This window comes from Geodermatophilus sp. SYSU D00079 (assembly GCF_054050635.1).
Map to the genome: position 1 here is coordinate 90193 of NZ_JBJGZS010000014.1, position 25611 is coordinate 115803.

The 25611-nt window shown below is 75.7% G+C and carries 21 protein-coding genes; 6 read left to right on the top strand and 15 right to left on the bottom strand.

Annotation, left to right across the window (positions count from 1 at the left end):
• Positions 1 to 139 precede the first annotated feature (139 nt).
• The gene (locus ACI79E_RS13405; RefSeq protein ID WP_456933042.1) at positions 140 to 1114 is read left to right on the top strand and encodes a zinc-binding dehydrogenase; all 975 of its coding nucleotides are present in this window, start codon (positions 140 to 142) and stop codon (positions 1112 to 1114) included.
• 103 nt (positions 1115 to 1217) lie between these two features.
• Positions 1218 to 2057, top strand: a complete 840-nt coding sequence (locus ACI79E_RS13410; RefSeq protein WP_456933043.1) for a class I SAM-dependent methyltransferase — start codon at positions 1218 to 1220, stop codon at positions 2055 to 2057.
• A gap of 41 nt (positions 2058 to 2098) precedes the next feature.
• Here the strand turns inward: ACI79E_RS13410 and ACI79E_RS13415 are convergent, their stop codons facing one another.
• The gene (locus ACI79E_RS13415; protein WP_456933044.1) at positions 2099 to 3154 is read right to left on the bottom strand and encodes an LLM class flavin-dependent oxidoreductase; all 1056 of its coding nucleotides are present in this window, start codon (positions 3152 to 3154) and stop codon (positions 2099 to 2101) included.
• Between the two features lie 114 nt (positions 3155 to 3268).
• On the bottom strand, positions 3269 to 4039 hold the full coding sequence (map, locus tag ACI79E_RS13420) for a type I methionyl aminopeptidase (protein ID WP_456933045.1): 771 nt from the start codon (positions 4037 to 4039) through the stop codon (positions 3269 to 3271).
• Between the two features lie 44 nt (positions 4040 to 4083).
• Between map and ACI79E_RS13425 the strand changes: the two genes are divergently transcribed.
• The 3 genes from ACI79E_RS13425 to ACI79E_RS13435 all read left to right on the top strand — a co-directional run bounded on the left by ACI79E_RS13425 (position 4084) and on the right by ACI79E_RS13435 (position 6046).
• The gene (locus ACI79E_RS13425; RefSeq protein WP_456933046.1) at positions 4084 to 4353 is read left to right on the top strand and encodes a helix-turn-helix domain-containing protein; all 270 of its coding nucleotides are present in this window, start codon (positions 4084 to 4086) and stop codon (positions 4351 to 4353) included.
• Positions 4354 to 4619: 266 nt separating this feature from the next.
• A complete protein-coding gene (locus tag ACI79E_RS13430; protein ID WP_456933047.1) occupies positions 4620 to 5234 on the top strand; it encodes an ArsR/SmtB family transcription factor in 615 nt (204 codons plus the stop codon).
• The gene (locus ACI79E_RS13435; RefSeq protein WP_456933048.1) at positions 5231 to 6046 is read left to right on the top strand and encodes an SRPBCC family protein; all 816 of its coding nucleotides are present in this window, start codon (positions 5231 to 5233) and stop codon (positions 6044 to 6046) included. The genes ACI79E_RS13430 and ACI79E_RS13435 overlap by 4 nt, the downstream gene beginning before the upstream one ends.
• On the opposite strand, the gene ACI79E_RS13440 is transcribed toward ACI79E_RS13435, so the two are convergent.
• Positions 6009 to 7241 (bottom strand): MFS transporter, encoded by a 1233-nt coding sequence (locus ACI79E_RS13440; protein WP_456933049.1) that lies wholly within the window; start codon positions 7239 to 7241, stop codon positions 6009 to 6011. The two genes, ACI79E_RS13435 and ACI79E_RS13440, sit on opposite strands and share 38 nt — an antisense overlap.
• 21 nt (positions 7242 to 7262) lie before the next feature.
• Here ACI79E_RS13440 and ACI79E_RS13445 point away from each other — a divergent pair, with 21 nt between their 5' ends.
• The gene (locus ACI79E_RS13445) at positions 7263 to 7859 is read left to right on the top strand and encodes a TetR/AcrR family transcriptional regulator (RefSeq protein ID WP_456933050.1); all 597 of its coding nucleotides are present in this window, start codon (positions 7263 to 7265) and stop codon (positions 7857 to 7859) included.
• A 45-nt stretch (positions 7860 to 7904) separates the two neighbouring features.
• Here ACI79E_RS13445 and ACI79E_RS13450 read toward each other — a convergent pair whose 3' ends face one another.
• From ACI79E_RS13450 to ACI79E_RS13505, 12 genes are all read right to left on the bottom strand, one after another.
• Positions 7905 to 10238: a glycoside hydrolase family 65 protein gene (locus tag ACI79E_RS13450; protein ID WP_456933051.1), complete on the bottom strand. Its 2334-nt coding sequence runs from the start codon at positions 10236 to 10238 to the stop codon at positions 7905 to 7907.
• Between the two features lie 109 nt (positions 10239 to 10347).
• The gene (locus ACI79E_RS13455) at positions 10348 to 11544 is read right to left on the bottom strand and encodes a glycosyltransferase (protein WP_456933052.1); all 1197 of its coding nucleotides are present in this window, start codon (positions 11542 to 11544) and stop codon (positions 10348 to 10350) included.
• A 111-nt stretch (positions 11545 to 11655) separates the two neighbouring features.
• The gene (locus tag ACI79E_RS13460) at positions 11656 to 13269 is read right to left on the bottom strand and encodes a chemotaxis protein CheW (protein WP_456933053.1); all 1614 of its coding nucleotides are present in this window, start codon (positions 13267 to 13269) and stop codon (positions 11656 to 11658) included.
• The gene (locus ACI79E_RS13465) at positions 13266 to 16079 is read right to left on the bottom strand and encodes a methyl-accepting chemotaxis protein (protein ID WP_456933054.1); all 2814 of its coding nucleotides are present in this window, start codon (positions 16077 to 16079) and stop codon (positions 13266 to 13268) included. The genes ACI79E_RS13460 and ACI79E_RS13465 overlap by 4 nt, the downstream gene beginning before the upstream one ends.
• Before the next feature lie 110 nt (positions 16080 to 16189).
• On the bottom strand, positions 16190 to 16744 hold the full coding sequence (locus ACI79E_RS13470; protein ID WP_456933055.1) for an ester cyclase: 555 nt from the start codon (positions 16742 to 16744) through the stop codon (positions 16190 to 16192).
• A complete protein-coding gene (locus tag ACI79E_RS13475; RefSeq protein WP_456933056.1) occupies positions 16732 to 18351 on the bottom strand; it encodes a phytoene desaturase family protein in 1620 nt (539 codons plus the stop codon). The genes ACI79E_RS13470 and ACI79E_RS13475 overlap by 13 nt, the downstream gene beginning before the upstream one ends.
• 77 nt (positions 18352 to 18428) lie before the next feature.
• Complete coding sequence (locus tag ACI79E_RS13480) at positions 18429 to 19154, bottom strand: RNA polymerase sigma factor (protein WP_456933057.1); 726 nt, start codon at positions 19152 to 19154, stop codon at positions 18429 to 18431.
• 184 nt (positions 19155 to 19338) lie between these two features.
• Positions 19339 to 21687, bottom strand: a complete 2349-nt coding sequence (locus ACI79E_RS13485; protein ID WP_456933058.1) for an MMPL family transporter — start codon at positions 21685 to 21687, stop codon at positions 19339 to 19341.
• A complete protein-coding gene (locus ACI79E_RS13490; RefSeq protein ID WP_456933059.1) occupies positions 21684 to 22574 on the bottom strand; it encodes a HesA/MoeB/ThiF family protein in 891 nt (296 codons plus the stop codon). Before ACI79E_RS13490 ends, ACI79E_RS13485 begins: the two co-directional genes overlap by 4 nt.
• Before the next feature lie 32 nt (positions 22575 to 22606).
• Positions 22607 to 23203 (bottom strand): DivIVA domain-containing protein, encoded by a 597-nt coding sequence (locus ACI79E_RS13495; RefSeq protein ID WP_456933060.1) that lies wholly within the window; start codon positions 23201 to 23203, stop codon positions 22607 to 22609.
• Between the two features lie 69 nt (positions 23204 to 23272).
• Entirely contained in the window at positions 23273 to 24184 is a 912-nt protein-coding gene (locus ACI79E_RS13500) for a hypothetical protein (RefSeq protein WP_456933061.1), read from the bottom strand.
• Between the two features lie 33 nt (positions 24185 to 24217).
• Positions 24218 to 25438, bottom strand: a complete 1221-nt coding sequence (locus ACI79E_RS13505; protein ID WP_456933062.1) for an acyl-CoA dehydrogenase family protein — start codon at positions 25436 to 25438, stop codon at positions 24218 to 24220.
• Positions 25439 to 25611: the final 173 nt, after the last annotated feature.

A 25611-nucleotide genomic window follows, 5' to 3' on the forward strand; every position in this document is an offset into this window, starting at 1 on the left:
ACGCCGCCGACTGGCCGCGGCGCCCGACCGCGGCGATGCTGCCAGGCTGGAGGACGCCGCCCGGCGGTCCCGTCCACTCGACGGGACCGCCGCCGGCGGCGTGGGAGTGCCGGCACGCCCGACAGGACGGAGACCAGCCATGTGGGCACAGACGCTCAGCGGCCCCTTCCGCTTCGAGCAGGTCGAGGTCGCGCCCCCCGACCCGGCGGCCCTGGCGCCCGGACACGTCCTGCTGGCCCCCCGTGCCGGGGCCATCTGCGGCAGCGACCTGCCCAACTTCCGCGGTGCCGTGTGGCCGCACCCCGCCGCCGAGGACGGCTGGGGCGCCACGCGGGCTCCGGGCTTCCCGATGCACGAGATCGTCGGCGAGGTCGTCGCCAGCCGGCACCCCGACCACTCCCCCGGCGACCTCGTCGTGGGCTGGGCGTCGATGTTCGACGGCATCGCCGAGCTCGTGGTCACCGACGGCGACGGGGTGGCCCGGTACGACACCCGGCTGCCGGCCACCACCGCGGTCATGCTGCAGCCCCTGGCCTGCGTGCTCTACGCCGTCGAGCAACTCGGCGACGTCTCCGGGCGGACGGTCGCGGTGATCGGGCAGGGCCCGATCGGCCTGCTGTTCAGCCACGTCCTCAAGGCCCGCGGCGCGGCCCGGGTGACCGGCGTCGACCCGGTCGACCGCACCGACGTCGCCGCCGTCTTCGGCGTCGACGAGGTCGTCACGGCACGGGCCGAGCGGTGGGCGGGTGCCCTCTCCGACGCCGACCGCCCGTCGGTGGTGGTGGAGGCGGTGGGCCACCAGATCTCGACGCTGCAGCCGGCACTGGACGCCGTGGCACCCTGCGGTCAGGTCTACTACTTCGGCGTCCCCGACGACCCGGTCTACCCGGTGGACATGATGAGCCTGCTGCGCAAGAACCTGACCCTGCGCTCGGGGGTCACCCTGGAGCGGCGGCGGGTGCTGGCCGACGCCGGCACCCACCTGGCGGCCCACCCGGCCCTGCGGGACTGCTTCGTCAGCCACGTCCACCCCGTCGCCGAGGTGCAGGCCGCCTTCAGCGCCGCCATCGCCCCCCGGCCGGGGCAGCTGAAGATCGCCGTCGACATGACGTGACCGCGGTCGGCCGGACCCGCCCGGACCGGGGCCGGGGGTCTTGGCCGGCGCGGGCGGAGGGAGGACGCTGGGCCGGCCGCCACTCCTCCGAGGGGCCGAGACGATGGGCACCACGCTGCCGGCCTTCACGCCGCTGGAAGAGAGCCTGTACCTCACGCTCAGCTGCCGGGCGCTGGACAGCCGCTCCCCCCGCCCCCTCCTCGGGGACACCCTCGCCGACGAGATCGTCCGGGCGCTGGACCTCGACACCGGTCGACTGCACATCGATGCCAACCTGGTCACCTCCTGCGCGGTCCGGGCCAAGCGCATGGACGAGGTGGCGGCGGACTTCGTGGCCCGCCACCCCGACGCCGTCGGCCTGGACCTGGGCGCCGGGCTGGACACCCGGTGGGCCCGCATCGCCCCGCCCCCCACCGTGGACTGGTACGACGTCGACTTCCCCGCCGTGGTCGCCGCCCGTGAGGTCGCGATCCCCCACCACGCGAGGACCGCCGCCCGGGGCGGGCCCCGTGCCATCGGCGCGGACCTGCGGGAGGGGACCTGGCTGGACGCCGTCCCGCGGGGCCGGCCGGCCGTGGTCGTCGCCGACGGCCTCATCGGGTTCCTCACCCAGGAGGAGGTGTCGGCCCTGCTCGACCGGCTGGTCGGCCACTTCCCCTCCGGGGAGATCGCCTTCAACAGCTACTCGCGCTTCGCGATCCGGGCGACCAGGCACGTGCCCGGCACCCGGGCCGTCTCCGGGCTGCTCCGCTTCCCCGGCGTCGACGACCCCCACGAGCTCGAGCGCTGGAACCCCCGCCTGCAGCTGGTCCGGGAGATGCTGCTCAGCCGGCAACCCGAGGTCGCCCGGTTCCCCCCGCTCCTGCGCCTGTACCACCGGCTGTCCTCGCACAGCACCGCGTGGTCCCGGGCAGGGACGGTCGTCCTGCACTACCGCTTCTAGCCGCCCCGCGGGCCGGGCCGAGCGGCCCGGCCCGGGTCAGGTCAGGCCGCGGACACCAGCTCCAGCTGCGGCTTGACCTCGCTGACGAACAGGTCCAGCGAGCGCCGCGCCTCGTCCATCGTCATGTCCCCGGTCGGCAGCATCAGCACGACCCGGTCCACCATGCCCGAGGCCAGGAAGCCGGCGAACCGCTCGGTGATCTGCGCCGGGGTGCCGGCGCCCAGGCCGATCGACATCTCCAGGCCCGCGAGGATCGCCTTGAGGGGGGCCATCACCGCGTCCCGCTCGTCGTCGGTGATCACCACGGAGTCGAACCGGTGGGCCGACACCGTCCGCCGTCCCAGGCCGTCGGCCCCGCGTCGGGCGATCGCCACGGCCTCCTCCTCCCGGTCCGCCAGCGCCAGCAGCATCGAGCAGGCGACCTGCGGCTTCGAGCCGGGACCGTCCAGGCGGATCCGCTCCCCCCGGTGCGCCTCCCAGCTCGTCACGTACCGCTCGTAGGACTCCGGGTCGATGGGGCCCGGCCACATCAGGCTCATGCCGTACCGACCGGCCGTCTCGGGGTTGCCGGGGTACCAGAACGGGATGTGCTCCTGGAACGGCGTCGTCGACATCGGCATCGTCGGGAAGTCGTGGTAGCGGCTGTGCTCGCTGGAGATCTCACCGGTCCGCAACGCCTCGGCGATGATCCCGAGGGTGTCGACGAACCGCTCCTTCGCGTCGCGGTGACTGCTGCCGTGCCAGGCGTGCTCCGCCGGCACCGCGCCGCGCCCGACGCCGTACTCCAGCCGTCCCTGCGTGAGCTGGTCGACCACGCACATGTCCTCGATCAGCGAGACCGGGTGGTGCATCGGCAGCAGCTTCACCATCGGCCCCATCCGGATGTCCGTGGTGATCTGCGAGGCCGCCGCGACCACGAGGTCCTGGTTCGGCGCCAGCGACAGGTCGGTGCCGTGGTGCTCGGCGAAGTGCACGCTGGCGAAGCCGGCCTGGTCGGCCGTCCGGACGAGCTCGAGCCGGTCACGCAGCAGACGGTGCGTGGGCGTGCCCGGGATGCCCTCGATGTGGTCGAACAGTCCGAAGGTCGGAGTCGTCATGTGGCCTACCTCACTCGGGGTCGTCGGTCCGGCGAGTGTGCCACCACCAGCGGACGATCGTCCGCCTGGTGACCCCGTCCGTCCGCGCGGCACCCCGGCGGGCAAGGCGGCGGCTCAGCGCGGAGCGGTGAGGATGCGCGGGCCGTCCGCGGTGACGGCGACCGTGTGCTCGACGTGGGCCGCGCGGCTGCCGTCGGCGCTGCGCAGGGTCCAGCCGTCGGCGTCGACCCGGTAGTCGTCGCTGCCGCCGGCCAGGAACCACGGCTCGATGGCGATGACCAGCCCGGGGCGCAGTGGCAGGCCGCGGCCGGGCCGGCCCTCGTTGGGCACGTGCGGCGCCTCGTGCATGGTGCGGCCGACGCCGTGCCCGCCCTGGTCGGTGTTGATGCCGCAGCCGCCGGCGCGACCGACCGCGCCGATGGCGGCCGACACGTCGCCGACCCGGTTGCCGACCACCGCCGCCGCGATCCCGGCCGCCAGCGCCCGCTCGGCCGTCGCGACCAGCCGGAGGTCCTCCGGCCGCGGCGTCCCGACCGGGAAGGTGACCGCCGCGTCGCCCACCCAGCCGTCGAGGGTGGCGCCCGCGTCGACGCTGAGCAGGTCGCCGTCCTCCAGCTCCTGGGGGGTGGGGATGCCGTGCAGCGCGACGTCGTTGACCGACAGGCAGACCACCCCGGGGAACGGCGGGGTGGTGGGCTGCGGCGCGTAGCCGAGGAACGGCGAGCCGGCGCCGGCGTCGGCGAGGACGCCGCGGGCCACCTCGTCCAGCTCGGTCAGCCGGACGCCGGGTGCGGCGGCGGTGCGGACGGCGGCGAGCACGGCGGCCACCACCGCCCCGGCCGCGCGCATGGCCTCCAGCTCGCCGGGCGTGCGCAGCTCGATCATCTCGGTCCTTCCGGTATTGGTATCCCGGTATTACTATCACGCCCATGGTGCGCCCGCCGCTGAGCCCCGAGGAGCGCGAGCGCGGTCGCCGGCTGGGCGCCCTGCTGCGCGCCGCCCGCGGTGCGCGCCCGCCCGCCGAGGTCGCCGCCGCGTCCGGGGTCAGCCTGGAGGCGTTGCGGAAGATCGAGTCGGGGCGGGTGCCCACGCCGGCGTTCTTCACCGTCGCCGCGCTGGCCGGCGCCCTCGGCGTCCCGCTGGACCGGCTGGTCGCCGACCTCACCGACCCCGGGACGGGCACCGCCCTCTCCGCCTGAGGCGCGCGCGGACCCGGTGCCGTCGGCGGTCGACCCGAACGGCCCGGCGCTCGGGCCCGGACCGGACCTGCCGGGCACCCCGGATCACCGGTCGGTGCCGCCGGTCCCCGGGCAGGGGACACCCCCGGTCGCGTCGGCGGCGCGGGCGCCGCCCCCTCCCCGCCGAGGACGTCGACCGGTGGGGGGTGCAGTCGTCCCCGCCAGCGATCCGCCCGCCGACTGGCGACCTCCTTGACAAGATTTCTTGTCACAGGGACCCTGGAGCTGTGCAGGACCTCGACGTCATCGCCGACCCGGCGGCCGCCGCGGTGGCGCTCGACCCCGTCCGCGCGCGGCTGCTCGCGGAGCTGCGCACGCCGACCTCCGCGGCCGGCCTCGCCCAGCGGCTCGGGCTCAGCCGGCAGAAGGTCAACTACCACCTGCGCAAGCTGGAGGAGCACCGGCTGGTCGAGCCCGCCGGCACCAGGCGCTGGGGCGGCCTGACCGAACGCCTCCTGTCGGCCACGGCCGCCGGCTACCTCGTCTCCCCGGAGGCACTGGGCGCCGCGGCCGCCGACGGTCCGGCCGCGCGGGACCGCCTGTCCGCGGCCTACCTGCTCGCGCTCGCCGGGCGGGTGCTGCGCGAGGTCGGCGGCATGGCCGCACGGGCCCGCCGCACCGGCGCGGCGCTCCCCGTCCTCGCCCTGGACGCCGACATCCGCTTCGCCTCGCCGGCCGACCGCGCGACGTTCGCCGAGGAGCTCGCGGCGGCGGTGACGCGGCTGGTCGCCCGCCACCACGACGAGGACGCCCCCGACGGCCGGTGGCAGCGCGTCGTCCTCGCCGTCCACCCGGTCCCCGCCGACGTCCCCGTCGGCCCGCCCCGCGAGGAGGAGCCGTGACCCGCTACGACCCCGCCGACCCGACCGCCCGCGTCTCCGCCCACGAGACGGAGGTGCCGGGGGACCCGCAGGAGGTGTGGCGCGCGATCGCCACCGGGCCGGGCATCTCGACCTGGTTCGTCCCGGCCGAGGTGGAGGAGCGCGAGGGCGGGCGGATCGTGACCCACCACGGTCCCTTCGGCAGCTCCGAGGGCGTGGTCACCGTCTGGGAGCCGCCGCACCGGTTCGCCTACGAGGAGCGCGACTGGGATCCCGACGCCCCCGACGCGCCGCCGTGGGCGACCGAGCTGCTCGTCGAGTCGCGCGGTGGCGGCACCTGCGTCGTCCGGCTGGTGAGCGGCTTCTTCACCGGCGGGGAGGGCTGGGAGGAGCACCTGGCGGGCACCGACGAGGGGTGGCGCGGAGCCCTGCGCACCCTGCGGCTGGTGCTGACGCACTTCCGCGGGGAGCCGGTCGCGCCGATGGCGGTCTTCGGCTCGCTGCCCGGCGGGTCGGTCGACGACGCCGCCGCGGGTCTGCTGTCCGCGCTCGGCCTGGCCGGGGTCTCCCCCGGCGAGCGGGTCGACCTGGACGGCGGGGCCCCGCGGACCGTGGGCACCGTGGTCGACGCCGAGCCCCGCAGCGTCACCCTCCACGTCGAGCAGCCGCACCCCGGCGTCCTCGAGGTGGCGGCGTTCGGCCACGGCGGCACCAACGTCGCCGTGCGGGCGCTCCTGTTCGGTGCGGGTGGGGCCGAGGTCGCCGCCCGGGAGGAACCGCGCTGGACGGAGTGGCTCACCGGGCACCTGCCCGGCTACACGCCGCTCCCCTGACGCGCCGGGACCACGTCCGCCCCGCGGCTCCCACGGGGCGGCGGGGTGCACGCGGGCGGCCGGCCAGGCCGGCGGCGAGCAGCACCGTCCCGGCCGCGACCAGGAGGGCGCCGGGGAGCCCGACCCGCGCGGCGAGGACGCCCAGGCCGACGGCACCGAGCGCCTGACCGGCGGTGAGGCCCACGAAGAGGAACGCCGCGGCGGCCGCCGCGCCGTCCGGCCGGGCCCGGGCTCCCCAGGCGATCAGCACTCCGCTGAGCGCGACGAAGGAGCTGCCGAAGGCGGCCAGGGCGACCCCGGCGAGCACCGCGACGTCGGGCCGGACGGCCAGCACCGCGGTCGCCGCGGCCGCCACCAGCAGGCTGCCGCACCACGCGCCGCGCACCCCGTGCCGCTCGACCAGCGCGCCGCTGACGCCGCCGGCCAGCCCCGCCGCGCCCAGGACGCACCACAGCGCACCGCTGGTGCCGGCGGCCAGGCCGCCGTGTCCGGTGAGCAGGTCCCGGCCGAAGGTCCAGACGCCGGCGCACCCGGCGCCGGCGAGGACGGCGGCGGCCGTCGCCCGGCCCAGCCGGTCCCACGGTCGGCCGGCGGAGCGGGGCGGGGCGCCGGCCGGCGGGGACCACCGGGCCGACCGGTCGGCCAGTCCGGTGACCAGCAGCGCGAGGACGGCGAACCCGAGCCAGGCCGCCCGCCAGGCCCCCGGGGCGGCGAGCACCAGCAGCCCGCCGGCCACCACGCCGGCGCCGGTGCCGCTGTTGACCACCGCCTGGGCGCGGGCCTCCGACGCCGGGGGCACGGTCGCGGCCACGGCGGCCACGAGCGCGGGGGTGGCCGCCCCCGCCCCGCTGCCGGCGACCAGGACGCCGGCCGCGAGCACCGGGGTGCTGGTCGCGGTCGCGACCACCACCGACCCCGCCGCGGCGCTGCCCCCGGCGGCCCACAGCGCGGCCCGGCCGCGCCCCCGGGCGACCAGGGGCGGGGCCAGCAGGGCGGCGGCGCAGTAGGCCAGGTAGCCCCCGCCCGCGAGCCACCCGGCGGTGCCGGCGGAGATCCCGAACTCCCCGCGGAACTGCGGCAGGTACAGGCCGAACCCGTACCGGGCCAGTCCGTAGGTCACCGCGATGACGGCGAGGCCGGCACCGACCAGTCGCGCGGCCGACCCGTCGCGCAGGTGTAACGGTCGTTTCGCCATAACGATCGTTACGATAGGTCCGTGCCCCGGACGTCCGCCATCCCGGCGCGGGAGCGGCTGCTCACCGCGGCCGCCGAGCTGTTCTACGAGTCGGGCATCGCCGCGACCGGTGTCGACGCCGTCCTCGAGCGGGCCGGCGTCTCCCCCGCCACCATGTACGCCCACTTCTCCGGCAAGGACGCCCTCGTGGCCGCCTACCTGGAGCAGCGGCACCACCAGTGGCGCGCGGTGTGGGACGAGGTGCTCGCCGAGCGCAGCGACCCCCGCGACCGGCTCCTGTCGGTGTTCGACGCGGTCGGGCGGTACCGGGGCCGGTCGGGCAGCCGCCGGGGGTGCGGGTTCCTCGCCGCCGCCGCTGAGCTCCCGGCCGGCCATCCCGGTCAGGACTGGCTGGCCGCCGACACGGCGCTGCTCACCGGGCGGCTGGGGGACCTCGCCCGGGCCGCCGGCGCCCCGCGGCCCGCGGACCTGGCCGCGGACCTGCTGCTGCTCTACGACGGAGCGCTGGCCGGCCTCGCGCGGGAGGCGACCACCCCCGGCTCGGTCGGCGCGGACCCCCTCGGCCGGGCCTGCGCCGCGGCGCACCTCCTGCTCGCCACCCTGCTCGACGGGCGGTGACCACACCCCGGGTACGGGCGGGCGACCATCGGCGCCGGCCGCCCCTCACGCGCGCGGTGCGCGACCGGGTGGCTGCCTCGGCTCGTCCAGCAGCGGCGCCGGGGTCCGGAGCGGTGCGTGCGCGGGTGCCCCGGCCGTCACCGCCAGCGGTGCGCCGTCCACGACGACGGTCACCGGCCCCTCGCCGCGGGTGAGCGTGACCGTGGTGCCCTCCCGCGTCGTCTCGACGCGGAGCCCCCTGCCCCGCCAGGTGACCGAGTAGGCCGTCCGGGTCAGGGAGGAGGGCAGCAGCGGGGCGAGTTCGAGGTCCTCGTGGTCCTCCCGCAGTCCGCCGAGCCCGGCGACGAGGGCCAGCCACGCCCCTCCGACCGCGGCCAGGTGCAGGCCCCCGGCGGTGTCGCCCCGGAGGTCGCGCAGGTCCACGAGGGCGCACTCGCGCAGGTAGCGGTGGGCGAGGTCGGGGTGCTGCGCCTGGGCGCAGACGACCGCCTGGACGGCCGCCGAGAGCGAGGAGTCCCGGACGGTGCGCGCCTCGTAGTAGTCCAGGTCGCGCGCCACCTCCTCGGCGGTGAAGTCGTCGCGGCACCACCACAGGGCCTGGACGAGGTCGGCCTGCTTGAGCACCTGACGGCGGTAGAACGTCGCGTAGTGCTGGTGGTCCTGGACCGGGTAGGCGTCCGGGTCGTCCCGGAAGGGCCACTCCCGGTAGGCGGTGAAGTTCGCGTTCATGGGGTGCACGCCCAGGCCCGCGTCCCACGGGACGTGGACGGCGTCGGCCACGGACCGCCAGGCGGCGGTCTCGGCGTGGTCCACCCCCAGCTCCGCCGCCCGGGCCTCCAGCCGCCGGCACGCGTCGGCGGCCCACCGCAGGTTGCGTCGGGCCATGAGGTTGGTGAACACGTTGTCGTCCACGACGCCCGTGTACTCGTCCGGCCCGGTCATGCCGAACAGGTGCCAGCCGCCGGCGGCGTCCTCGTGCCCGATGGACATCCACAGCCGCGCCGTCTCGACGAGCACCGCCAGGCCGCCGAGGTGCTCGAGGTCCTCGCCGGTGACGTTCTGGTGCAGCCAGAAGGCGCGGGCGATGTCGGCGTTGACGTGCATCGCCGCCGTGCTCGCCGGCCAGTACGCGGAGACCTCCCGCCCGCTGATCGTGCGCCAGGGGAACGACGCCCCCTCCAGCCCCAGCGTGCGGGCGCGCTCCCGGGCGAGGTCCAGCGTGGCCGAGCGCCACCGCAGCAGCCGTGCCGCTGCCTGCGGGCGCAGCAGCGTCAGGGCGGGCAGGACGAAGCCCTCGACGTCCCAGAAGGTGTGGCCGCTGTACCCGGTGCCGGTCAGTCCCTTGGCGCCGACCGGGGCGTCGGAGATGCAGGCGGCGGAGCAGGACAGCTGGAACACCGCGTAGCGCAACGCCTGCTGCAGCTCGGTGTCGCCGTCGACCTCGACGTCCGCCGTCGCCCACAGCTCGTCCAGCGCCGCCCGCTGACCGGCCAGCAGCCCCTCCCACCCGAGGTCGAGCGCGGAGTCGACGGCGCCGGATGCCTCGCCGACGACGGAGTCGGACCCGGCGTCGTACGACCAGCTGTACCCGACGACCTTGACGACGGTGAGGCCCTCCCCCGCGCCCAGGTGGGCGCCGACGGTGGTGACCACGTGCTGCTCGTCGACGGCGGTGCTCACCCGCCCGCCGTCGACCACGTGGTGGACCGCGGCCGCGACCGTGATGCCCGACCCCCGGGTCCGCTCCACGAGGGTGCCACCGCTGCCGGTGCCGATCTGCGCGCGCGGGTCGAAGGCCCGGTCCAGGGCCTCGGCCACGCGCGGGTCGTCGTTGTCCACGCCCGTCGGCGTCACCTCGCCGGCGGCCAGCTCGGACCGGACGAGCACGTGCGCGGCCCCCTCCAGGACGCGGACCTCGTACCGGACCGCGCAGACCGCCCGCTCCACCAGCGACACCAGCCGCCGCGAGCGCACCTCCACCGAGGCGCCCGACGGCGTCGTCCAGCGCACGCGGCGGTCGAGGGTGCCGGCGCGCAGGTCCAGCGCCCGCTCGTGGACCTGCGGCCGGACCTCCCGCACGTCGAGCGGGATCCCGTCGACCAGCAGGCGCAGCGGCGTGCCGTCGACGACGGTGAGCAGCGCCTGCCCCTCCTCGGGCTGTCCGTAGCCGCCCTCGGGATAGGACAGGGGATGGGTCTCGTAGACGCCGGACAGGTACGTGCCCCGCATGCCGGAGGGCTCGACCTCGTCCAGCGCCCCCCGGATGCCGAGGTAGCCGTTGGACAGGCTGAAGACCGACTCGGCGACGGCGAGCGTCTCGGTGTCCACGTGCGGCTGGCGGACCAGCCACGGGTCGGTCTCCAGCGTGGGAGCGGTCACGTCCGGTCCTCTCGGGGGGAGCGATCAGGACGCCCACGGCGCCCCGCTCCAGTCCTACCGGGAGGCGGCGGACGGCGCGACGCGTGCGGACCGTGTCCGCGCCGCGACCTCAGGACAGCCGGTGGAGGAGCGTCATCGCGGTCCGGCAGCCGTCCTCCCCGGCCATCGCCCGGGCGGCGGCCGCCGCGGCGCCGGGAGCGGGGAGGGTGGCCAGTGCCGCCCCGAGGCGGTCAGCGGTGAGCCGCCGCGCGGGTACCGGCACCGCGCCGAGGCCCCGCCGGTGCAGCAGGGCGCCCCAGAAGGGCTGGTCGGCGAGGAACGGCACCGTCACCGACACCACCCCCGCCCGCACGACGGCGTGCGCGGTGCCGGCGCCGCCGTGGTGCACGGCGACGGCGCACCGGGGCAGGACCGTGGCGTGCGGGACACCCGCACGGACGAGGACGTCCTCGCCGGTCAGGTCCTCGGGGATCTGCAGGCCGCCCCATCCCGTGGTCACGAGGACCCGTCGTCCGGCTGCGCGGACCGCGCCGACCACGGCCCGGCCGCGAGCGACGGGGTCACCGGCGGCCATGGACCCGAAGCCGGCGTACACGACGTCCCCGCCGTCGAGGAAGGCCTCGAGCTCGGCGTCGAGCGGCGGATCCGCCGGCGGGCTCTGCCAGGCCCCGGTCAGCTGGGTGGTGTCCGGCCAGTCGTGGGGCCGCGGCAGGAGGACCCCGCTGATCGGCACGACGGTGAGCGAGGGCTGCGGGAGCGGGCCGCGCACCGGCACGCCGAGCCGGCCCCGGATCTCGCGCAGCGTCCCGGCGAACGCCCGGGAGGCGCCGGCCAGGACCCGGTAGGTCACCGGGTTGAACCGCCCCAGGTCCGCTGTGGTGACCCCGGCGGCGGGGAACTCGCGGGTGGGGGTCAGGGTCGGGACGAGCTCGACCACCACCCGGGGCACGTCCAGGTGGGCGGCCGCGACCGGCGCGGACAGCACCTTGGGGTGGTGGACGACCACATCGGGGCGGAAGGCCAGCGCGGCCTCCACCGCCGACCGCAGCATCGCGGCCATCATGGGCCGGACCACGGAGCGGTAGGACCTGAGCGCGGCCCACGCCGAGACCCCCTGCTGCGCGACCACCCGGGTGAAGTCCGCGTCCAGGGGTGCGACGTCGACGCCCACGCCCTCGGCCGTGTCGACGAAGTCGCGCGTCACGCCCAGACGGACGTCGTGGCCGTCGTCCCGTGCCCGTCGGGCCAGCGCGAGGAACGGCTCGACGTCCCCGCGGCTCCCGGCGGTCAGCAGCACGATCCGCATCCCGGCTCCCTGTGACACGCCGGTCGAGGTCCGGCCCGGTCGCCCGGTCGCCGACGACTGTCCCGCACGGAGTCGGAGGTCGGGAACCCCCCGGCGCCTCCGCCCCGATGGTCAGGACCGGGGCTCCTCCCCGCCTCCGGAGGAGGCCCACCGGGTCCCTGCCGGCGAGCCGGCCAGCGCCCCGGGTCGCGCGGCGGCCGACGGGGGCGCCACCTCCCCGGGCAGCGAGGCCCCCCGCAGCTGCTGGAGGCGCCGGGCGACGGCCCGGAGGTCGAGGTCGGGGAGCAGCCGGCTGTCGTCCCCGACGCGCACCAGCGGCGCGGAGCGCAGGGTCGCGCCCCGGTCGGCGGCCGGTCCGCGGACCGTCTGCTCGCCGTCGGTCCAGGTCCTGGGGGCGATGGTGCGCAGCGCGTCGACGGCGAAGGCCACCGGGCGGCCGTCGACGTCGACCAGCAGCAGGCAGGTGGACGCGCCCATCGGCTGCCCGGGCAGGCCGAGGAGGGTGGCCAGGCAGAGCACCGGGACGGCGGCCCGGCGGTGGGTGACCAGGCCCAGCACGCCGGCCACGGCGGTGGCGGTCAGGGTCTGCGGGCGGGGCAGGATCTCGGTGACCTGCTCCAGCGGGGTGGTGACGTCGACGCCGACGGAGAAGACGAGGTGGGACGGCGCGCCGCCGGCAGCCGCGGCGGCGACGGAGGCGACGTCGCCCGGGCGGGCGGACGCGGTGTCCAGCGCGGTGTTCACCGAGGCGAACCCGGTGAGGTCCGGATCGGTGAGCAGCGCCGCGCCGTCGAGGACCAGGCAGTCCCCCAGCCCGTCGACGGTCACCATGCCGGCGACCAGGTCCGGCCGGGGCACGGCGAACGACGGCGCGGGCAGCACGTCCTCGTCGGCGACGTGCACCAGGTCGAGCAGCTCGCTGAGGGCCAGCACCACGTACCCGGGGCCGAGGTCGAGCACCAGCCCGGCGCCGGTCTCGTGGGCGGCGAGCTCGCCCAGGCCCAGCAGGACGAGGGGGTCGACGACCGGCACCTCGCGGTCGGAGAAGTCGACCACCCCGCGGCACGTGCGGCTGGACAGCACCGACGGCTGCAGGTCGGGCGTGGGCAGCGTGGTGTGCACGTGGGCGGCGTCGACGGCGAACCGGTACGGCCCGCAACGCAGCACGGTCAGCGTCCGCCGGGCGCCGTCGGCCGCCGACCCGGGGACGGCGGCGTCGCGGGTGACGTCGGTGACGGTGGGCACGCCGGGCAGGGCCAGGATCGCCGCGGCGTCCAGGACGCTGTGCGCCTGACCGGTCTCCGGGTGGCGGAAGGTGGCGGAGAACAGCAGGCCGCCGCCCTCGGTCCGGGCGGCGACCAGCGCGTCCGCGGGGACCTGGCAGATGCCGCGGACCTCGTCGGCGAGCAGGCCGAGCACCTGGCCGTCCGAGGCGGCGACGACCACGACCTGGCCCGGGCGCCGCGGGGCCGGGCGCCCCAGGACCGCCGCCAGGTCGAGCACGGGCAGGACCAGCCGGCGCAGCTGCACGGCCCCGAGCAGGCCCGGGGCGGCGGCGGGCAGCCCGGCCAGCTCCGGCGGGCAGGGCACCACCTCGCGCAGCGCGGACAGCGGCAGGGCGACGTCCACCCCGGCCATCCGGAGCAGCCCGTACACCACCTCGCCCGCGGACTCCCCGGCCGTGCCCGCCACCGGGACCGGGAGGCGGCCGACCGGCGCGGTCACGTCCGGTCGGCCGAGGCGAGCTGGGCGATGAGGTCGTCGACCTGCCGCGAGGCGGCCTGCTGCTGCTGGGTGGAGGCCGAGATGCTGCGGATGGTGTCGTTGGTGCGGGTCACGCTGTCGACGATCCGCTCGAAGGCGGACTCGGCCCGCTTGGACACCTCCGAGCCCTGGGCGACCCGGTCGGCCGACTCCTCGATGAGCCGGCCGATCTGCTGGGAGGCCTCGAACGACCGCTCGGCGAGCTTGCGCACCTCGCCGGCGACGATCGAGAAGCCGACGCCGTGCTCGCCGGCGCGGGCGGCCTCGATCGAGGCGTTGAACGCCAGCAGGTTGGTCTGGTTGGCGATCTCCCCCATCACCCGGACGATCTCGGTGATGGAGTTGGACGACCTCTGGATCAGGGCGATCGCCTCCAGCGACGCCCGCAGCGCCTCGACGCCCTGCTGGGCGTTGTCCTGGGTCTCCCCCGCCAGCGCGGTCGCGGTGTGCGAGCTGCGGGCGATGTCCTCGATGGACACGGCCAGCTCGCCCACCGAGGCGGTCATGGCGCGGGTGGCGGTGGCGATCCGGTTCTCCCGCTCCACCTCGTCGGTGACGTCGTAGGCGAACTTGACCACCTTGAACGGCGCGCCGGACAGGTCGTAGATCGGGTTGTAGGTGGCCTGGATGTGCACGTCCCGGCCGTACTTGCCCTTGCGGTGGAAGCGGCCGGCGAGCACCTCGCCCTTGCCCAGCCGGATCCAGAAGTCCCGGTACTCCGGCGAGCGGATGTAGGCCTCGTCGCAGAACTCGCTGTGGTGGTGGCCGAGGATCTCCCGCAGGGAGTAGCCCATCGTCCGCAGGAAGTTCTCGTTGGCCGACAGGACGTTGCCCTCGAGGTCGAACTCGATGACCGCCTGGGCCCGGTCCACGGCGTCGATGCGCGCGCGGACCTCGGCCGACCGCCGCTTGCTCGCGGTGACGTCCACGGCGAACTTGACCACCTTGAAAGGCTTGCCGGCGTCGTCGAGGATCGGGTTGTAGGTGGCCTGGATCCACACCTCCTTGCCGCCCTTGCCGAGCCGCCGGTACTCGCCGCTGTGGAAGTCGCCGGCGCCGAGCTTCTCCCAGAACTGCCGGTACTCGTCGGTGGCGGCGTACGCCGGGTCGCAGAAGAGCCGGTGGTGCTTGCCCTTGACCTCGGCGAGCGTGTAGCCCATCGCCTCGAGGAAGTTGCCGTTCGCGCCGAGCACCGTGCCGTCGAGGTCGAACTCGATGACCGCCTGCGCGCGGTCCATCGCGGCGACCCTGCCGGTGAACTCGTTGTGCTGCCGCTTGGCCGCGGTGACGTCGGTCGCGAACTCGACGATCTTCACCACGCGACCGGAGTCGTCGAGGATCGGGTTGTAGGTGGCCTGCAGCCACACCTCGCGCCCGTCCTTGTCGCGGCGCCGGAACTCCCCGGCCTCGTACCGGCCCTGTGCCAGGCGGTGCCAGAAGTCCGCGTACTCGTCGGTGGCAGCGGAGGCGGGGTCGCAGAAGAGCCGGTGGTGCCGGCCGCGGATCTCGGCGACCGAGTAGCCCATCGTGTCGCAGAAGTTCTGGTTCGCGGTCAGGACCCGGCCGCCCAGGTCGAACTCGACGACCGCCTGGGCGCGGTCGATGGCGGCCACCTTGCCGCGGGACTCGGCACCGGCGTACTTCGCCTCGGTGATGTCACTGGCGAACTTGACGATCTTCAGCGGCTTGCCGGAGTCGTCGAGGATCGGGTTGTAGGTGGCCTGCAGCCACACCTCGCGCCCGTCCTTGGCGATCCGCTTGAACTCACCGACCTCGTAGCCGCCGGCACCCAGCCGGGCCCAGAACTCCGCGTACTCCTCGCTGTTGGTCAGCGTCGGCTCGCAGAACATGCCGTGGTGCCGGCCCTGGATCTCGTGCAGGGCGTAGCCCATGGTGTCGCAGAAGTTCTGGTTGGCCGTCAGCACCGTCCCGTCGAGCCGGAACTCGACGACCGCCTGGGCGCGGTCGATGGCGGCCACCTTGCCGCGGAACTCGGTGTCGGCGAGCTTGGCGACGGTGATGTCGCTGGCGAACTTGACGACCTTCAGCGGCTTGCCGTCCTCGTCGAGGATCGGGTTGTAGGTCGCCTGGAGCCACACCTCCCGGCCGCCCTTGGCCAGCCGCTTGTACACCCCGCCCTCGAACTGGCCGTTGGCCAGCCGCTGCCAGAACTGGGCGTACTCGTCGCTGGCGGCCACGGACGGCTCGCAGAACACCCGGTGGTGCCGGCCCCGCACCTCGGCCAGCGTGTAGCCCATCGCGTCGAGGAAGTTGCGGTTGGCGGTGAGGATCGTGCCGTCGAGGGCGAACTCGATGACCGCCTGCGAGCGGTCCAGCGCCACCGCCTGGCTCTCCCGCTCGAGAGCGGCCACCTTGCCCTCGGTGATGTCGGTGGCCAGCACGATCACCTTGGTCGGGCGGCCGGCCGGACCCGGGATCGGGATGTAGGAGGACCGCAGCCACACCTCCCGGCCGCCCTTGGCCAGCCGCTTGACCACGACACCGGACTCGGACGCCCCGCCGGCCAGGCGCTCCCAGAACCCCGCGTACTCGGGGCTCCGGGCCAGCTCGGGCTCGCAGAAGACCCGGTGGTGCTGCCCGCGCACCTCCTCCAGCGTGTAGCCCATCGTGTCGAGGAAGTCCTGGCTGGCCGCCAGCACGGTCCCGTCCAGGTCGTACTCCACCACCGCCTGGGAGTTCCGCAGGGCCTCGACGATGGCGCGCAGTTCGAGCAGCTCCCCGGTGGGCGCGGCGGACGAGCTCGACGACATCAGCACTCCTGGGTGCGTGGGGACCAACCGGGTGGTGCACAACTCCTGCGGGCAGGTTCGGCCGGGCGCGCCGCGGTGTTGAGCGGAACCACACCGCGGGCGCCCGCTGGTCACACCGGCCCCACGCGACGCCTCCGCACGCCGGTCCGCGCGAGGGCGCGCCACGGGAACCGGAGGGCCACCGCGATCCGCAGGGCCGCCCGTCCCGCCCGGGTCTCGGCGAGGGTCAGGGGCGGGAACAGGCCCATCTGGGCGAGGACGCCGGCCACGTCGAGGTAGAAGTGGTCCTCGGCGAGGCGCCCGTCGCGCATCCGGACGAAGCTGACGGCCCGGATCCGCAGTCGCCGCCCGGTGGCCGGGACGCCGAACAGCGTGCCGAGGTGCGTGCCGCTGAGCGTGTACTCCTCGGCGACGAGGTCCCCGTGGGGCAGCCGCCGGGTGAGGTCCAGCCGGAGGTCGGGCACGGCGTCGAAGAGCCCCTGCAGGACCGCCCCGACCTCGGCCTTCCCGCGGTGGGTGCGGCCCATCGCCACGTCGTGCCAGGTGATCCCGTCGTCGTAGTGCGCCAGGATCCCGGCCACGTCGTGGCGGTTCCAGCACGGCACGACCGCCGTCATGGTGTCGAGGTTGCGCTGCTCCGTCGCCGTGGTCGTCAGTGGTCCCACCGCGGGTGCCCTCCGCCGTCGGCGAGCACCATGCCCGCGGTGTTGTAGCCCGACAGCACGACCCAGGGCAGGCCGGCGTTGGGCGTCGTCCACTGGCCGGCCAGGTACAGCCCCGGCAGCGGGGAGCGCTGCTGCGGACGGGAGCGGCTGAGCATCTGCGGCACCAGCCCCCACCCGGCGAACGCGCCCTGGTTGTTGTGCGTGCGCCGCACCATGTCCAGCGGCGTGTACACGCGGCGGACCACGACGTGCCGGCGCAGGTCGGGGATGAGCGCCTCGGTGCGCCGGATGAAGACCTCGGCGATGGCGTCCTTGTCGCGGTCCCAGTCGATGCCGACGCTGTCCAGGCGGGTCGGGCACTCCAGCTTGACCGAGTGCATCCCGGGCGGGGCGAGCTCGGGCTGGTGGAGGGTGGCGACGTAGAGGTAGTAGGCCGCCTCCTCGACGTTGCCCAGCGGGAAGGCCGCCATCGCCTTGTCGATGTCGCGGTGCGGGTAGACGAAGTTCAGCCGTCTGATCTCCTCGCCGTACCGGGCCAGGTCCAGGTCGATGCCGAGCTGCACCTGGAAGAACGAGGGCGTGGTGGGGTGGGTCTGCACCGCCGTCCGCAGCCGGCGGGGGACGACGTCGGCGGGCAGCTGCTCGGTGTAGAGCCGGCGGGCGTCGGAGGCGCAGACCACCGCGCCCGCGGCGAACTCGCGGCCGTCGACGGTCCGCACCCCGTGCACCCGGCCGCCGGTGACCAGCACCCGCTCGACCTCCGCGCCGGTGACCACCGTGCCGCCGGCCTCGAGGAACATCTCGCGCAGCACCTCGGCGAGCCGGCCGAAGCCGCCCCGCGGCATCCACATGAGCCGCAGCGCGTGCACGAGGAAGACCGACGCGATGACCGCCGACAGCTCCGAGGGGGCGGTGCCGATCCCGACGCACAGCAGGGACAGGGAGGCCTTGAGGTCCGGGTCACGCAGGTGCTCGTCGAGCATCTGCTGCAGGGTCCGGTTCTGGTACTTCAGCAGCGTCGAGCCGGGCAGGCCCAGCCGGCCGGCCAGGGGCGCGACGGCGTCCCCGAGCCACGGCCGCTGGAACTGCTCGAGCAGCCGGTCCAGCGGGCGACGCTGCCCCGGGACGTCGGCGATCCGGAAGCTCGGGACGACGAGGTCGAGCTCGGTGACCATGCGCTCCATGTCCAGCAGCACCCGGGTGATCCCGGCCCGCTCGGCCGGGAACCGCCGGGACAGCTGCTCGGCGGTCAGGGTGAGGTCGGCCGGGATGCCCACCCGCTCGTCGGGGAAGACGCCCTGGAAGCTCTGCAGGTCGGGGACCATCTCGATGCGCTGGTCGATGCCGAGCCGTTCGAACACCTGGCGGGCCGGCATGCCCAGCCGGAAGGCCAGCAGGATGTGCCCGCCGTGGTCCCAGTGGAAGCCCTGCTCCCCGTCGCCGTGGGCGTACCCGCCGACGAACGGGTTCTTCTCCAGCAGCAGCGTCCGGGCCCCCTGCTGGGCGAGGGTGAGGGCGCAGGTGAGGCCGCCGGCTCCCGCGCCGGTGACGATCGCGTCGTACCGGTCGGGGATGCGGCTCCGGGGGGCGGTGGAGGGTCCGGGCACGGGCTTCTCCTCGTCGGGGCTTGTCGGGGCTTGTCGGGGCTTCTTGAGGGGCGGGGCGGTCGCGGGGCGAGGGGGTCCTAGGGGGCGGCGGGTGCCAGCGCGGTGCGCAGCCCGGCCAGCAGACGGGCCCGGGCCGGCCCGACGGCCTCGACCGGCATCCCGAGCCGCGCGCCGATCGCCGCGTCGCTCGGGACCGGGGTGGTGACGAGCAGCTCGAGCAGCTGCCGCTGCCGCTCGGGCAGCTGCCGGACGGCCCGGCGGACCAGGTCGGCCCGCTCCTGGCGGAGGACGTGCGCCAGGGGGTCGGCATCGGGCCCGGGGGTCGCACCGTCGTCGGGGTCCTCCCGGTCCGCGTCCCGCAGCGCGTCCCGGCAGGCACGCCGGGCGGTGGTCCGCAGCCACCCGGCCAGCCGCTCGGGTCGGCGCAGGGCGGCGGGGTCCTCCAGCAGGCGCAGCCAGGTGGCCTGGACGGCGTCCGCGGCCTCGGCGTCCGAGAGCGGGAACGCCCCCACGACCGACGACAGCAGTCCGCCGTACCGCTCGACGACGGCGTGCCAGGCCCACTGGTCGCCCTGCGCGGCGCGCCGGACCAGGTGGCCGGTGGTGTCCCGCGCCGCCGGCGCCCGGTCGACGCGCACCGCCGGGGTGCCGCGCGTCGTCCGGTGCCCCGCGGGGCCCGCCGGTCCGGACGCCGGTCGCGGCTGCCGGGGGCGCGCCGCCGGCTCCGGGGACCGGCCGGTGCCCTCCGGCGCCCTGGTGGCCTGTCCCCCGTGGCGGGTGGACTCCGGCTGGGTGCTGACCATCTCGTGCCTCGTCTCGGGAGGGCCGCGGGAGCGGCGTGCGGTTCGGTACGAGGAGCCTGCTGCGGTCGGCGGCCCGGGACGATCGAGCAGGCCCTACGAGGAGCGCTGCCGACCCCCGGCCGCGGGGTGGGGTGGACCCCCGCCCCGGGCGCGGTGGGCGCCGCGGGACGCGGCCGCGCGGGCGCTAGGGGGCGGCCGGCGCCCAGCGGTGCTGGGTGTCCCGCGCCGGGGCGGGGACGCCGGCCGGTGGGCGGCGGGGCTGCCGGCCGCGGGCGGCGGCCCGGCGGGCCGGGACCCGGCGGCGGCCGGGCATCCACCAGTTCCAGGCCCCCATGAGCCGCATCGAGGCGGGCACGACCAGGAGGCGGATGACCGTGGCGTCGAGGGCGATGGCGACGGCCATGCCGAAGCCGAGCTGCTTCATCGGCAGGATCCCCGCGAAGGAGAAGGCCCCGAAGACCACGACCATGAGCAGCGCCGCCCCGGAGATCAGGGGTGCGGTGTCGGCCAGCCCGCGCGCCACGCTGCCCCGGTCGTCGCCGGTCTGCTGGTGGTACTCGCGCACCCGGTTGAGCAGGAACACCTCGTAGTCGGTGCTGAGGCTGAACAGCAGGGTCAGCAGCAGCACCGGCACGAAGTTCTGGACGTACCCGGTGCGCTCGAAGCCGAGCAGGTCGGCGCCGAGGCCGTGCTGGAAGACCAGGACCAGCACGCCGTACGTGGCCGCCACCGACAGCATATTGATGAGGATGGCCTTCAGCGGCAGGAACACCGACCGGAAGCTCAGCAGCAGGAAGAGGTAGATGATCGCCAGCATCGCCAGGACCACCTGCGGCATCGTGCGGGTGATGGCGTCGTTGCTGTCCACTCCCTGCGCCGTCTCGCCGCCGACGGCGACCGACAGGCCGGGGGCGTCCAGGGCCGCACCCTCGGCCCGCACGGCGGCCAGCAGGTCCTGCGTGCCCGGAGCCGACGCCGGGGCGTCGGGGACGACGCTGAGCAGCAGCCGCCGGCCGTCGTCGGAGACGTGGTGGTCGACGGTCTGCCGGACGTCGGGCGGCAGGGCCTCCCGCGCCGGCCCCGCCAGGGCGGCCAGCGGGTCGGCCGGGGCGACGGCGGCCAGCGCGTCCAGGGCGGAGTCCACCCGGACCACCGACGGCAGGGCCCGCAGCCGGTCCCGCAGCCCGAGGACGGCGGCGCCGTCGTCGGAGCCCAACGGGTCCGGGGAGCTCACCACGACCTGCAGCGGCGCGGTGGAGCCGGGTCCGAACTGCTCCTCCATGACGGCGAAGCCGGCCCGCACCGGCTCGTCGGCGGGGACGATCCGCGAGTCGGGGGTGAAGGTCTGCAGGCCCAGCGACGGCGCGGCGAGCAGCAGCAGGCCGCCGACGCTCACGGCGAGGAACAGCGCGGGGCGCCGCATGACGCGGCCGGCGAAGGCGACCCAGCGCGCGGCGGCCGGCCGGCGGTGGGTCCCCCGGCGGACGAACACCACCCCCCGCTCGATGCGCGGCCCGAGCAGGTGCAGCACCACCGGCAGCAGGACGACGCTGGTGAGCACGGAGAAGGCGACGACGACCACCGCGCCCAGCGCGATCGACCCGATGACGCCGAGCGGGACCAGGAACAGCGTGCACATCGCCGCGATCACGGTGACGCCGGAGAAGAGCACCGTCTCCCCGGAGGTGCGCAGCGTGGCGGCGACCGCGCTCTCGACGTCCCGGCCCGCGGCGAGCTCCTCCTTGAACCGGGCGATGACGAACAGCGAGTAGTCGATGCCGACGCCCAGGCCGAGCATGGTGGCGGTGTTCTGCACGAACAGCGACAGCTCGTACTGGCCGGCCAGCACGGTGAGCACGGCGAGGGTGAGCACGATGGAGGTCCCGCCGACCACCAGCGCGACCAGCGCCGCGACCGCGCCGCCGAAGAGCACCAGCAGCACGAGCAGGACCAGCGGCAGGGTGATCAGCTCGGCCCGGACCAGCCCCTCCTCGCTGAGCTCGTTGACCGCGCCCCAGAAGGACGCCGGGCCGACGAGGGACACCTGCAGCCCGCGGTCGGCGAACTGCTCGCGCAGGCGGGACTGCACGTCGGGCAGCTCCTGCCGGGCCTGGCCCTCCTCGATGCCGAGGCCGACGACGTCGACGGCGGTGCGCCGGTCGGGGCCGAGGAAGGGGGCGCGGGCCTCGGGCCCCAGCGTCGACCAGCCGTAGCCGCTCTGGACGTCGAGCGTCGGGTCGGCGGTCACCGCCGCCACCACCTCGCGGACCCGCCCCTCGAACGGCTCCTCCTCCGCCGTGTGCGCGGTGTCCCGGACGACGACGGTCAGGGTGCTGGCCGCGCGGCCGACGAAGCCCGAGCGCAGGGCCTCCTCCACGGCCGCGGACTGCGAGCCCTCGACCTCCCACCCGCCGCCGCTGAGCCGGCCGGGCAGCCCGGTGGCGACGACGCCCGCGCAGGCCACGGCGACCAGCCAGAGGACCGCGATCGGCCAGCGCCACCGCCGGGTGGCGGCGGTGAAGCGCTCGATCACCGCCTCCGCTCCGACCCGTGCTCCAGGACGGCGAGGTCCCGCAGGGCCAGCGCGAGCACCCACGGCTTGCGCAGCCGGGTGCGCAGGTGGGCCAGCGGCGGCCGCACGGCCCGGTGGGCGTCGACGACGGTGTGGCGGCGGACCGGCCGGCCGTCGAGCACGTCGATGACCATGCGGGCGGTGAGGGCGCCGAACAGCATGGAGGTGTAGACCAGCTGGGAGACGCTCTCCTCGCCGGTGGCCACCGAGCGGCGGGCGCTCTCCAGCATCTCCACCGGCACGACGCGCAGCGGGACGACCCGCCGCAGGAGGCTCCACGTCCGCCCCTCGGCCACCTGGGCGGCGGTGACGGCCCCGTCGAAGGGGGCTCCGGGCCGCCGGTAGTCGTAGAAGCGCACGTACTGGGTGCCGGCCATGTCGTAGCCGGAGATGACCGGCCGGCGGGCGCGGGCGGCCGCCTCGTGCAGCGCGTACTTGGCCCGCCACCCCGCCGGCTCGGTCACGTCCACGCCGTCGACCACGAGGTCGCAGGCACCGACCATCGCCGCGACGGTGCCGGGCTGGATGCCGTCGGTGTCGACCCAGGTCCGGGCGCGCGGGTTGATCTCCGCCACGCGGCGGGCGCAGACCTCGGCCTTGTTCCGCCCGATGTCCTCCCGCCCGGCGCTCTGCCGGTTGAGGTTGTTCAGCTCGTAGACGCCGTTGTCGGCGAGGACGAGGTCCTCGACGCCCAGCCGGGTCAGCGGCTCGACGACGGCGCCGCCGGTCGACCCGCACCCGGCGACGAGCACCGTCGCGGCCCGCAGCCGCTGCTGCGACTCCGGGGGCACGAAGCCCCGGTTGCGGCTGGTGAACTCGTCGTAGACGTCGATCGGGAGCGCGGTCATCACGGGTGTCCTTCCGGGTGCGGGTGGGGAGGTCATCGGACGGCGGTGAACGGCAGGGTCGTGCTGACCCGGCGGACGGTGGCGTCGGTGCGGGGCCGGGCCGGCCGGTCGACGGCCTCGCCGGCAGCGGGCCGGTCGAGCAGCCGTTCGTGCTCGTCGAGCCAGGCCCGCAGCTCCTCGCGACAGCGGCGCTCGGACTCGTCGAGGCCGTCCAGCTCGGCCCGCAGCCGCCGCCCGCGGGCGACGAGGTCGTCGACGTCGGCCCGCGGGGCCCGGTGCGCGGCCGCGACGATCCGGGCCGCCTCGTCGCGCGCGTCGGCGAGGACCGCCTCGGCCTCGGCCCGGGACCGGGCCACGATCGCGGCGGCGTCGGCGGTGGCGTCGGCCAGGACCTGCTCGGCCATCCGCTCGGCGTGCTGGAGGGTGCGCAGCGCCACGGCCGGGGTGCCGGTCTCCTGCGGAGGGGCCGCGGCGCGGGGTCCGGCGTGGCCGGCCGGGGGCGCGGCGCCGGCCGTCCGGCCCAGTTCCTCCTCGATCCAGTCGAGGAAGGCGTCGACCTCTCCGATGTCGTAGCCGCGGAAGGTGACCCGGAACTCCTGGGCCCGGATGTCGGCGGGGTCGATCGGCACGGTGGGTGCTCCTCTCGGGGTGGCCGGGGGCGGGCGGCGGCGGGGTGCTCGCAGCGGCGCCCCAGGGGGTCAGGCGACCACGCGCTCCGTCGTCCCCCGGAGGGCGCCGGAGAGGTCGCCGGCGGCCTCGAAGAGGTCCTCGGCGGCGAGGGTGGCCTCGAGCAGCTCGACGCGCTGCAGCAGCTCACCGCGGTCGGGGACGTCCGCGACGAAGGGCTTGACCTCGCCGCGTCGGGTGTAGGCCGGGTGCAGCAGGTCGCCGTCGGGCAGGGCGGGCCGGGTGTCCTCGATGAGGTGCACGTCGAGTCCGGCGAGCAGCAGGTGCCGCAGGGCGACGTCCTCCTCGACGTCGCCGACCAGGACGCGGACGGCCGGCTCGACGGCGACGAGCGTGCGCCCCGCGCCGAGCAGCAGCTCGAACGTCACGCGCAGCCGCTGGGCGCGGTCGGTGAGGGTCCGGGCGTGCACGAACCGCTTGAGCTCGCGCACCTGGTGGGTGTGGACCCCCGGTGGGGCGGGGACGCGGGTGAAGACGTTGATCCCGTGCGCCTGCTCGACCGGGAACGGCGCCCGGTCGGACGCGAGCAGGTCGCGCGGGTCGCCGTCCGCGGAGGCCGTGAGGCTGAGGTAGCCCAGGATCCGTCCGGTCCGGCCGCTGAGGGTCAGCACGTGCACGTCGTCGGGGTGCAGGGACTGCAGCGGCTCGCAGAACCCGGCGCTGCGGTGCAGGGCCTCCTCGCACGCCCAGCCGAGCTGGAGGTACTGGGCCAGCCGGAAGCCCTGCAGGCCCAGGAGGTAGCGGTGCGGGAGCTGCCCGGTGGTCGCGGCGACGGTCACCAGGCCGTCGCCGCGCACGGCGAGGTGCGGCAGGTCGCCCTGCGGGAGGTGCTCGAGCAGCCGGTGGTAGCTCATCCGCTCGTGCAGGGCGACGATGTCGGCGGCGTACCGGCGGGTGGTGCTGCTGGTCGGGGTGGTGCACATGGCCTCGGTCCTCCCGGGGTCGGTCCGCGCCGCTCAGAACTCGTCCTCGGCGTACAGGGACTCGGTGATCGCGAGGGCCAGCACCTCCGGCGTGCCCTCGTAGATGCGGGCGCCCAGCGCCTCGCGGAGGTACTTCTCCATGCCGAAGTCCCGGACGTAGCCGCGGGCGCCCATGAGGGACATGGCCTCCTCGGCCACCTCGACGGCGATCCGGTCGGCGAACAGCTTCGCCACCGCCGGCTCGTAGACGGGGGCCGGGATCTCGGTGTCGGCCAGGTGGGCCGCCCGCAGGTACAGCAGCCGGGCGGCGTCGACCTTCATCGACATCTCGGCCAGCTTGCGGGCGGTGAACTGGTGCCGGTGCAGCGGGACGCCGCCCTGGATCCGCTCGCCGCACCACTGGCGGGCGAGGTCCAGCGCGCCACGGGCCACGCCGGTGGAGATGGCGGCCACCGCGGCGCGGGCCATGTTCATCTGCTGCACGTTGATGAACACCCCGCCGCCCTCGCCGCCGATGACGTTCTCGGCGGGCACCCGGACGTCGGTGAAGGACATCTCCGTGCCCAGGCAGGTGCGGTAGCCCATCTTGTCCGCGACCTCGCCGAGGACGATCCCCGGCTGGTCGAGCGGGACGACGAAGCAGGTGAGGGCGCTGGCGCCCGGGGTGCCCTCGATGGTGGCGAAGACCGTGGCGTAGTGGGCGACCTTGCCGTTGGTGATGAACTTCTTGGCCCCGTTGAGGACGTAGTGGTCGCCGTCGCGGCGGGCCTGCATGACGTCGACGGCGAACCGGGCGTTGTCGGGGATGAGCAGGTCGCAGCCGGCCATCTCCTCGGTGATGGCGTTGCAGGCCAGGACCGGCTGGTCACCGGCGAACAGCGGCAGGAACCGGGCCTGCAGCGCGGGGTCCCCGGACAGCAGCAGGGGCGCCTGCCCGAGCATGGTCGCGCCGAAGACCAGGGCGAACCCGGCGTCGACGGCGGCCAGCTCCTCGAGGGCGACGGCGACACCGAGCTCCCCGTAGCCCAGGCCGCCGTGCTGCCGGGAGATGACCAGCCGGGTGAGGCCGAGCTGGTGGCCCTCGGTCACCAGCTGCCAGTCGAAGTCCGCGGCGTCGGACTGGTCGAGGCGGCGCACCTCGGGGCGCAGCCGCTCCTCGGCGAACTCCCGGACGCGGTCGCGCAGCTCCTCCACGGCGGGGGGCAGCGAGGTGAGGGTCGGGCCGGTGGTCTCGGGGAGGGTCAGGTCGAGCATGGCGGGGGTGCTCCTTCGGGCGGGGCGGGCGGCGGCGGGGTGCTCGCAGCGGCGCCCCAGGGGGTCAGGCGACCACGCGCTCCGTCGTCCCCCGGAGGGCGCCGGAGAGATCGCCGGCGGCCTCGAAGAGGTCCTCGGCGGCGAGGGTGGCCTCGAGCAGCTCGACGCGCTGC

Excerpts from the sequence above, each read along its gene's own strand:
- ACI79E_RS13405 (WP_456933042.1), top strand. The coding sequence starts at position 140 with ATGTGGGCACAGACGCTCAGCGGCCCCTTCCGCTTCGAGCAGGTCGAG.
- ACI79E_RS13410 (WP_456933043.1), top strand. The coding sequence starts at position 1,218 with ATGGGCACCACGCTGCCGGCCTTCACGCCGCTGGAAGAGAGCCTGTAC.
- ACI79E_RS13415 (WP_456933044.1), bottom strand. The coding sequence starts at position 3,154 with ATGACGACTCCGACCTTCGGACTGTTCGACCACATCGAGGGCATCCCG.
- map (WP_456933045.1), bottom strand. The coding sequence starts at position 4,039 with ATGATCGAGCTGCGCACGCCCGGCGAGCTGGAGGCCATGCGCGCGGCC.
- ACI79E_RS13425 (WP_456933046.1), top strand. The coding sequence starts at position 4,084 with ATGGTGCGCCCGCCGCTGAGCCCCGAGGAGCGCGAGCGCGGTCGCCGG.
- ACI79E_RS13440 (WP_456933049.1), bottom strand. The coding sequence starts at position 7,241 with ATGGCGAAACGACCGTTACACCTGCGCGACGGGTCGGCCGCGCGACTG.
- ACI79E_RS13455 (WP_456933052.1), bottom strand. The coding sequence starts at position 11,544 with ATGCGGATCGTGCTGCTGACCGCCGGGAGCCGCGGGGACGTCGAGCCG.
- ACI79E_RS13465 (WP_456933054.1), bottom strand. The coding sequence starts at position 16,079 with ATGTCGTCGAGCTCGTCCGCCGCGCCCACCGGGGAGCTGCTCGAACTG.
- ACI79E_RS13480 (WP_456933057.1), bottom strand. The coding sequence starts at position 19,154 with ATGGTCAGCACCCAGCCGGAGTCCACCCGCCACGGGGGACAGGCCACC.
- ACI79E_RS13490 (WP_456933059.1), bottom strand. The coding sequence starts at position 22,574 with ATGACCGCGCTCCCGATCGACGTCTACGACGAGTTCACCAGCCGCAAC.
- ACI79E_RS13500 (WP_456933061.1), bottom strand. The coding sequence starts at position 24,184 with ATGTGCACCACCCCGACCAGCAGCACCACCCGCCGGTACGCCGCCGAC.
- ACI79E_RS13505 (WP_456933062.1), bottom strand. The coding sequence starts at position 25,438 with ATGCTCGACCTGACCCTCCCCGAGACCACCGGCCCGACCCTCACCTCG.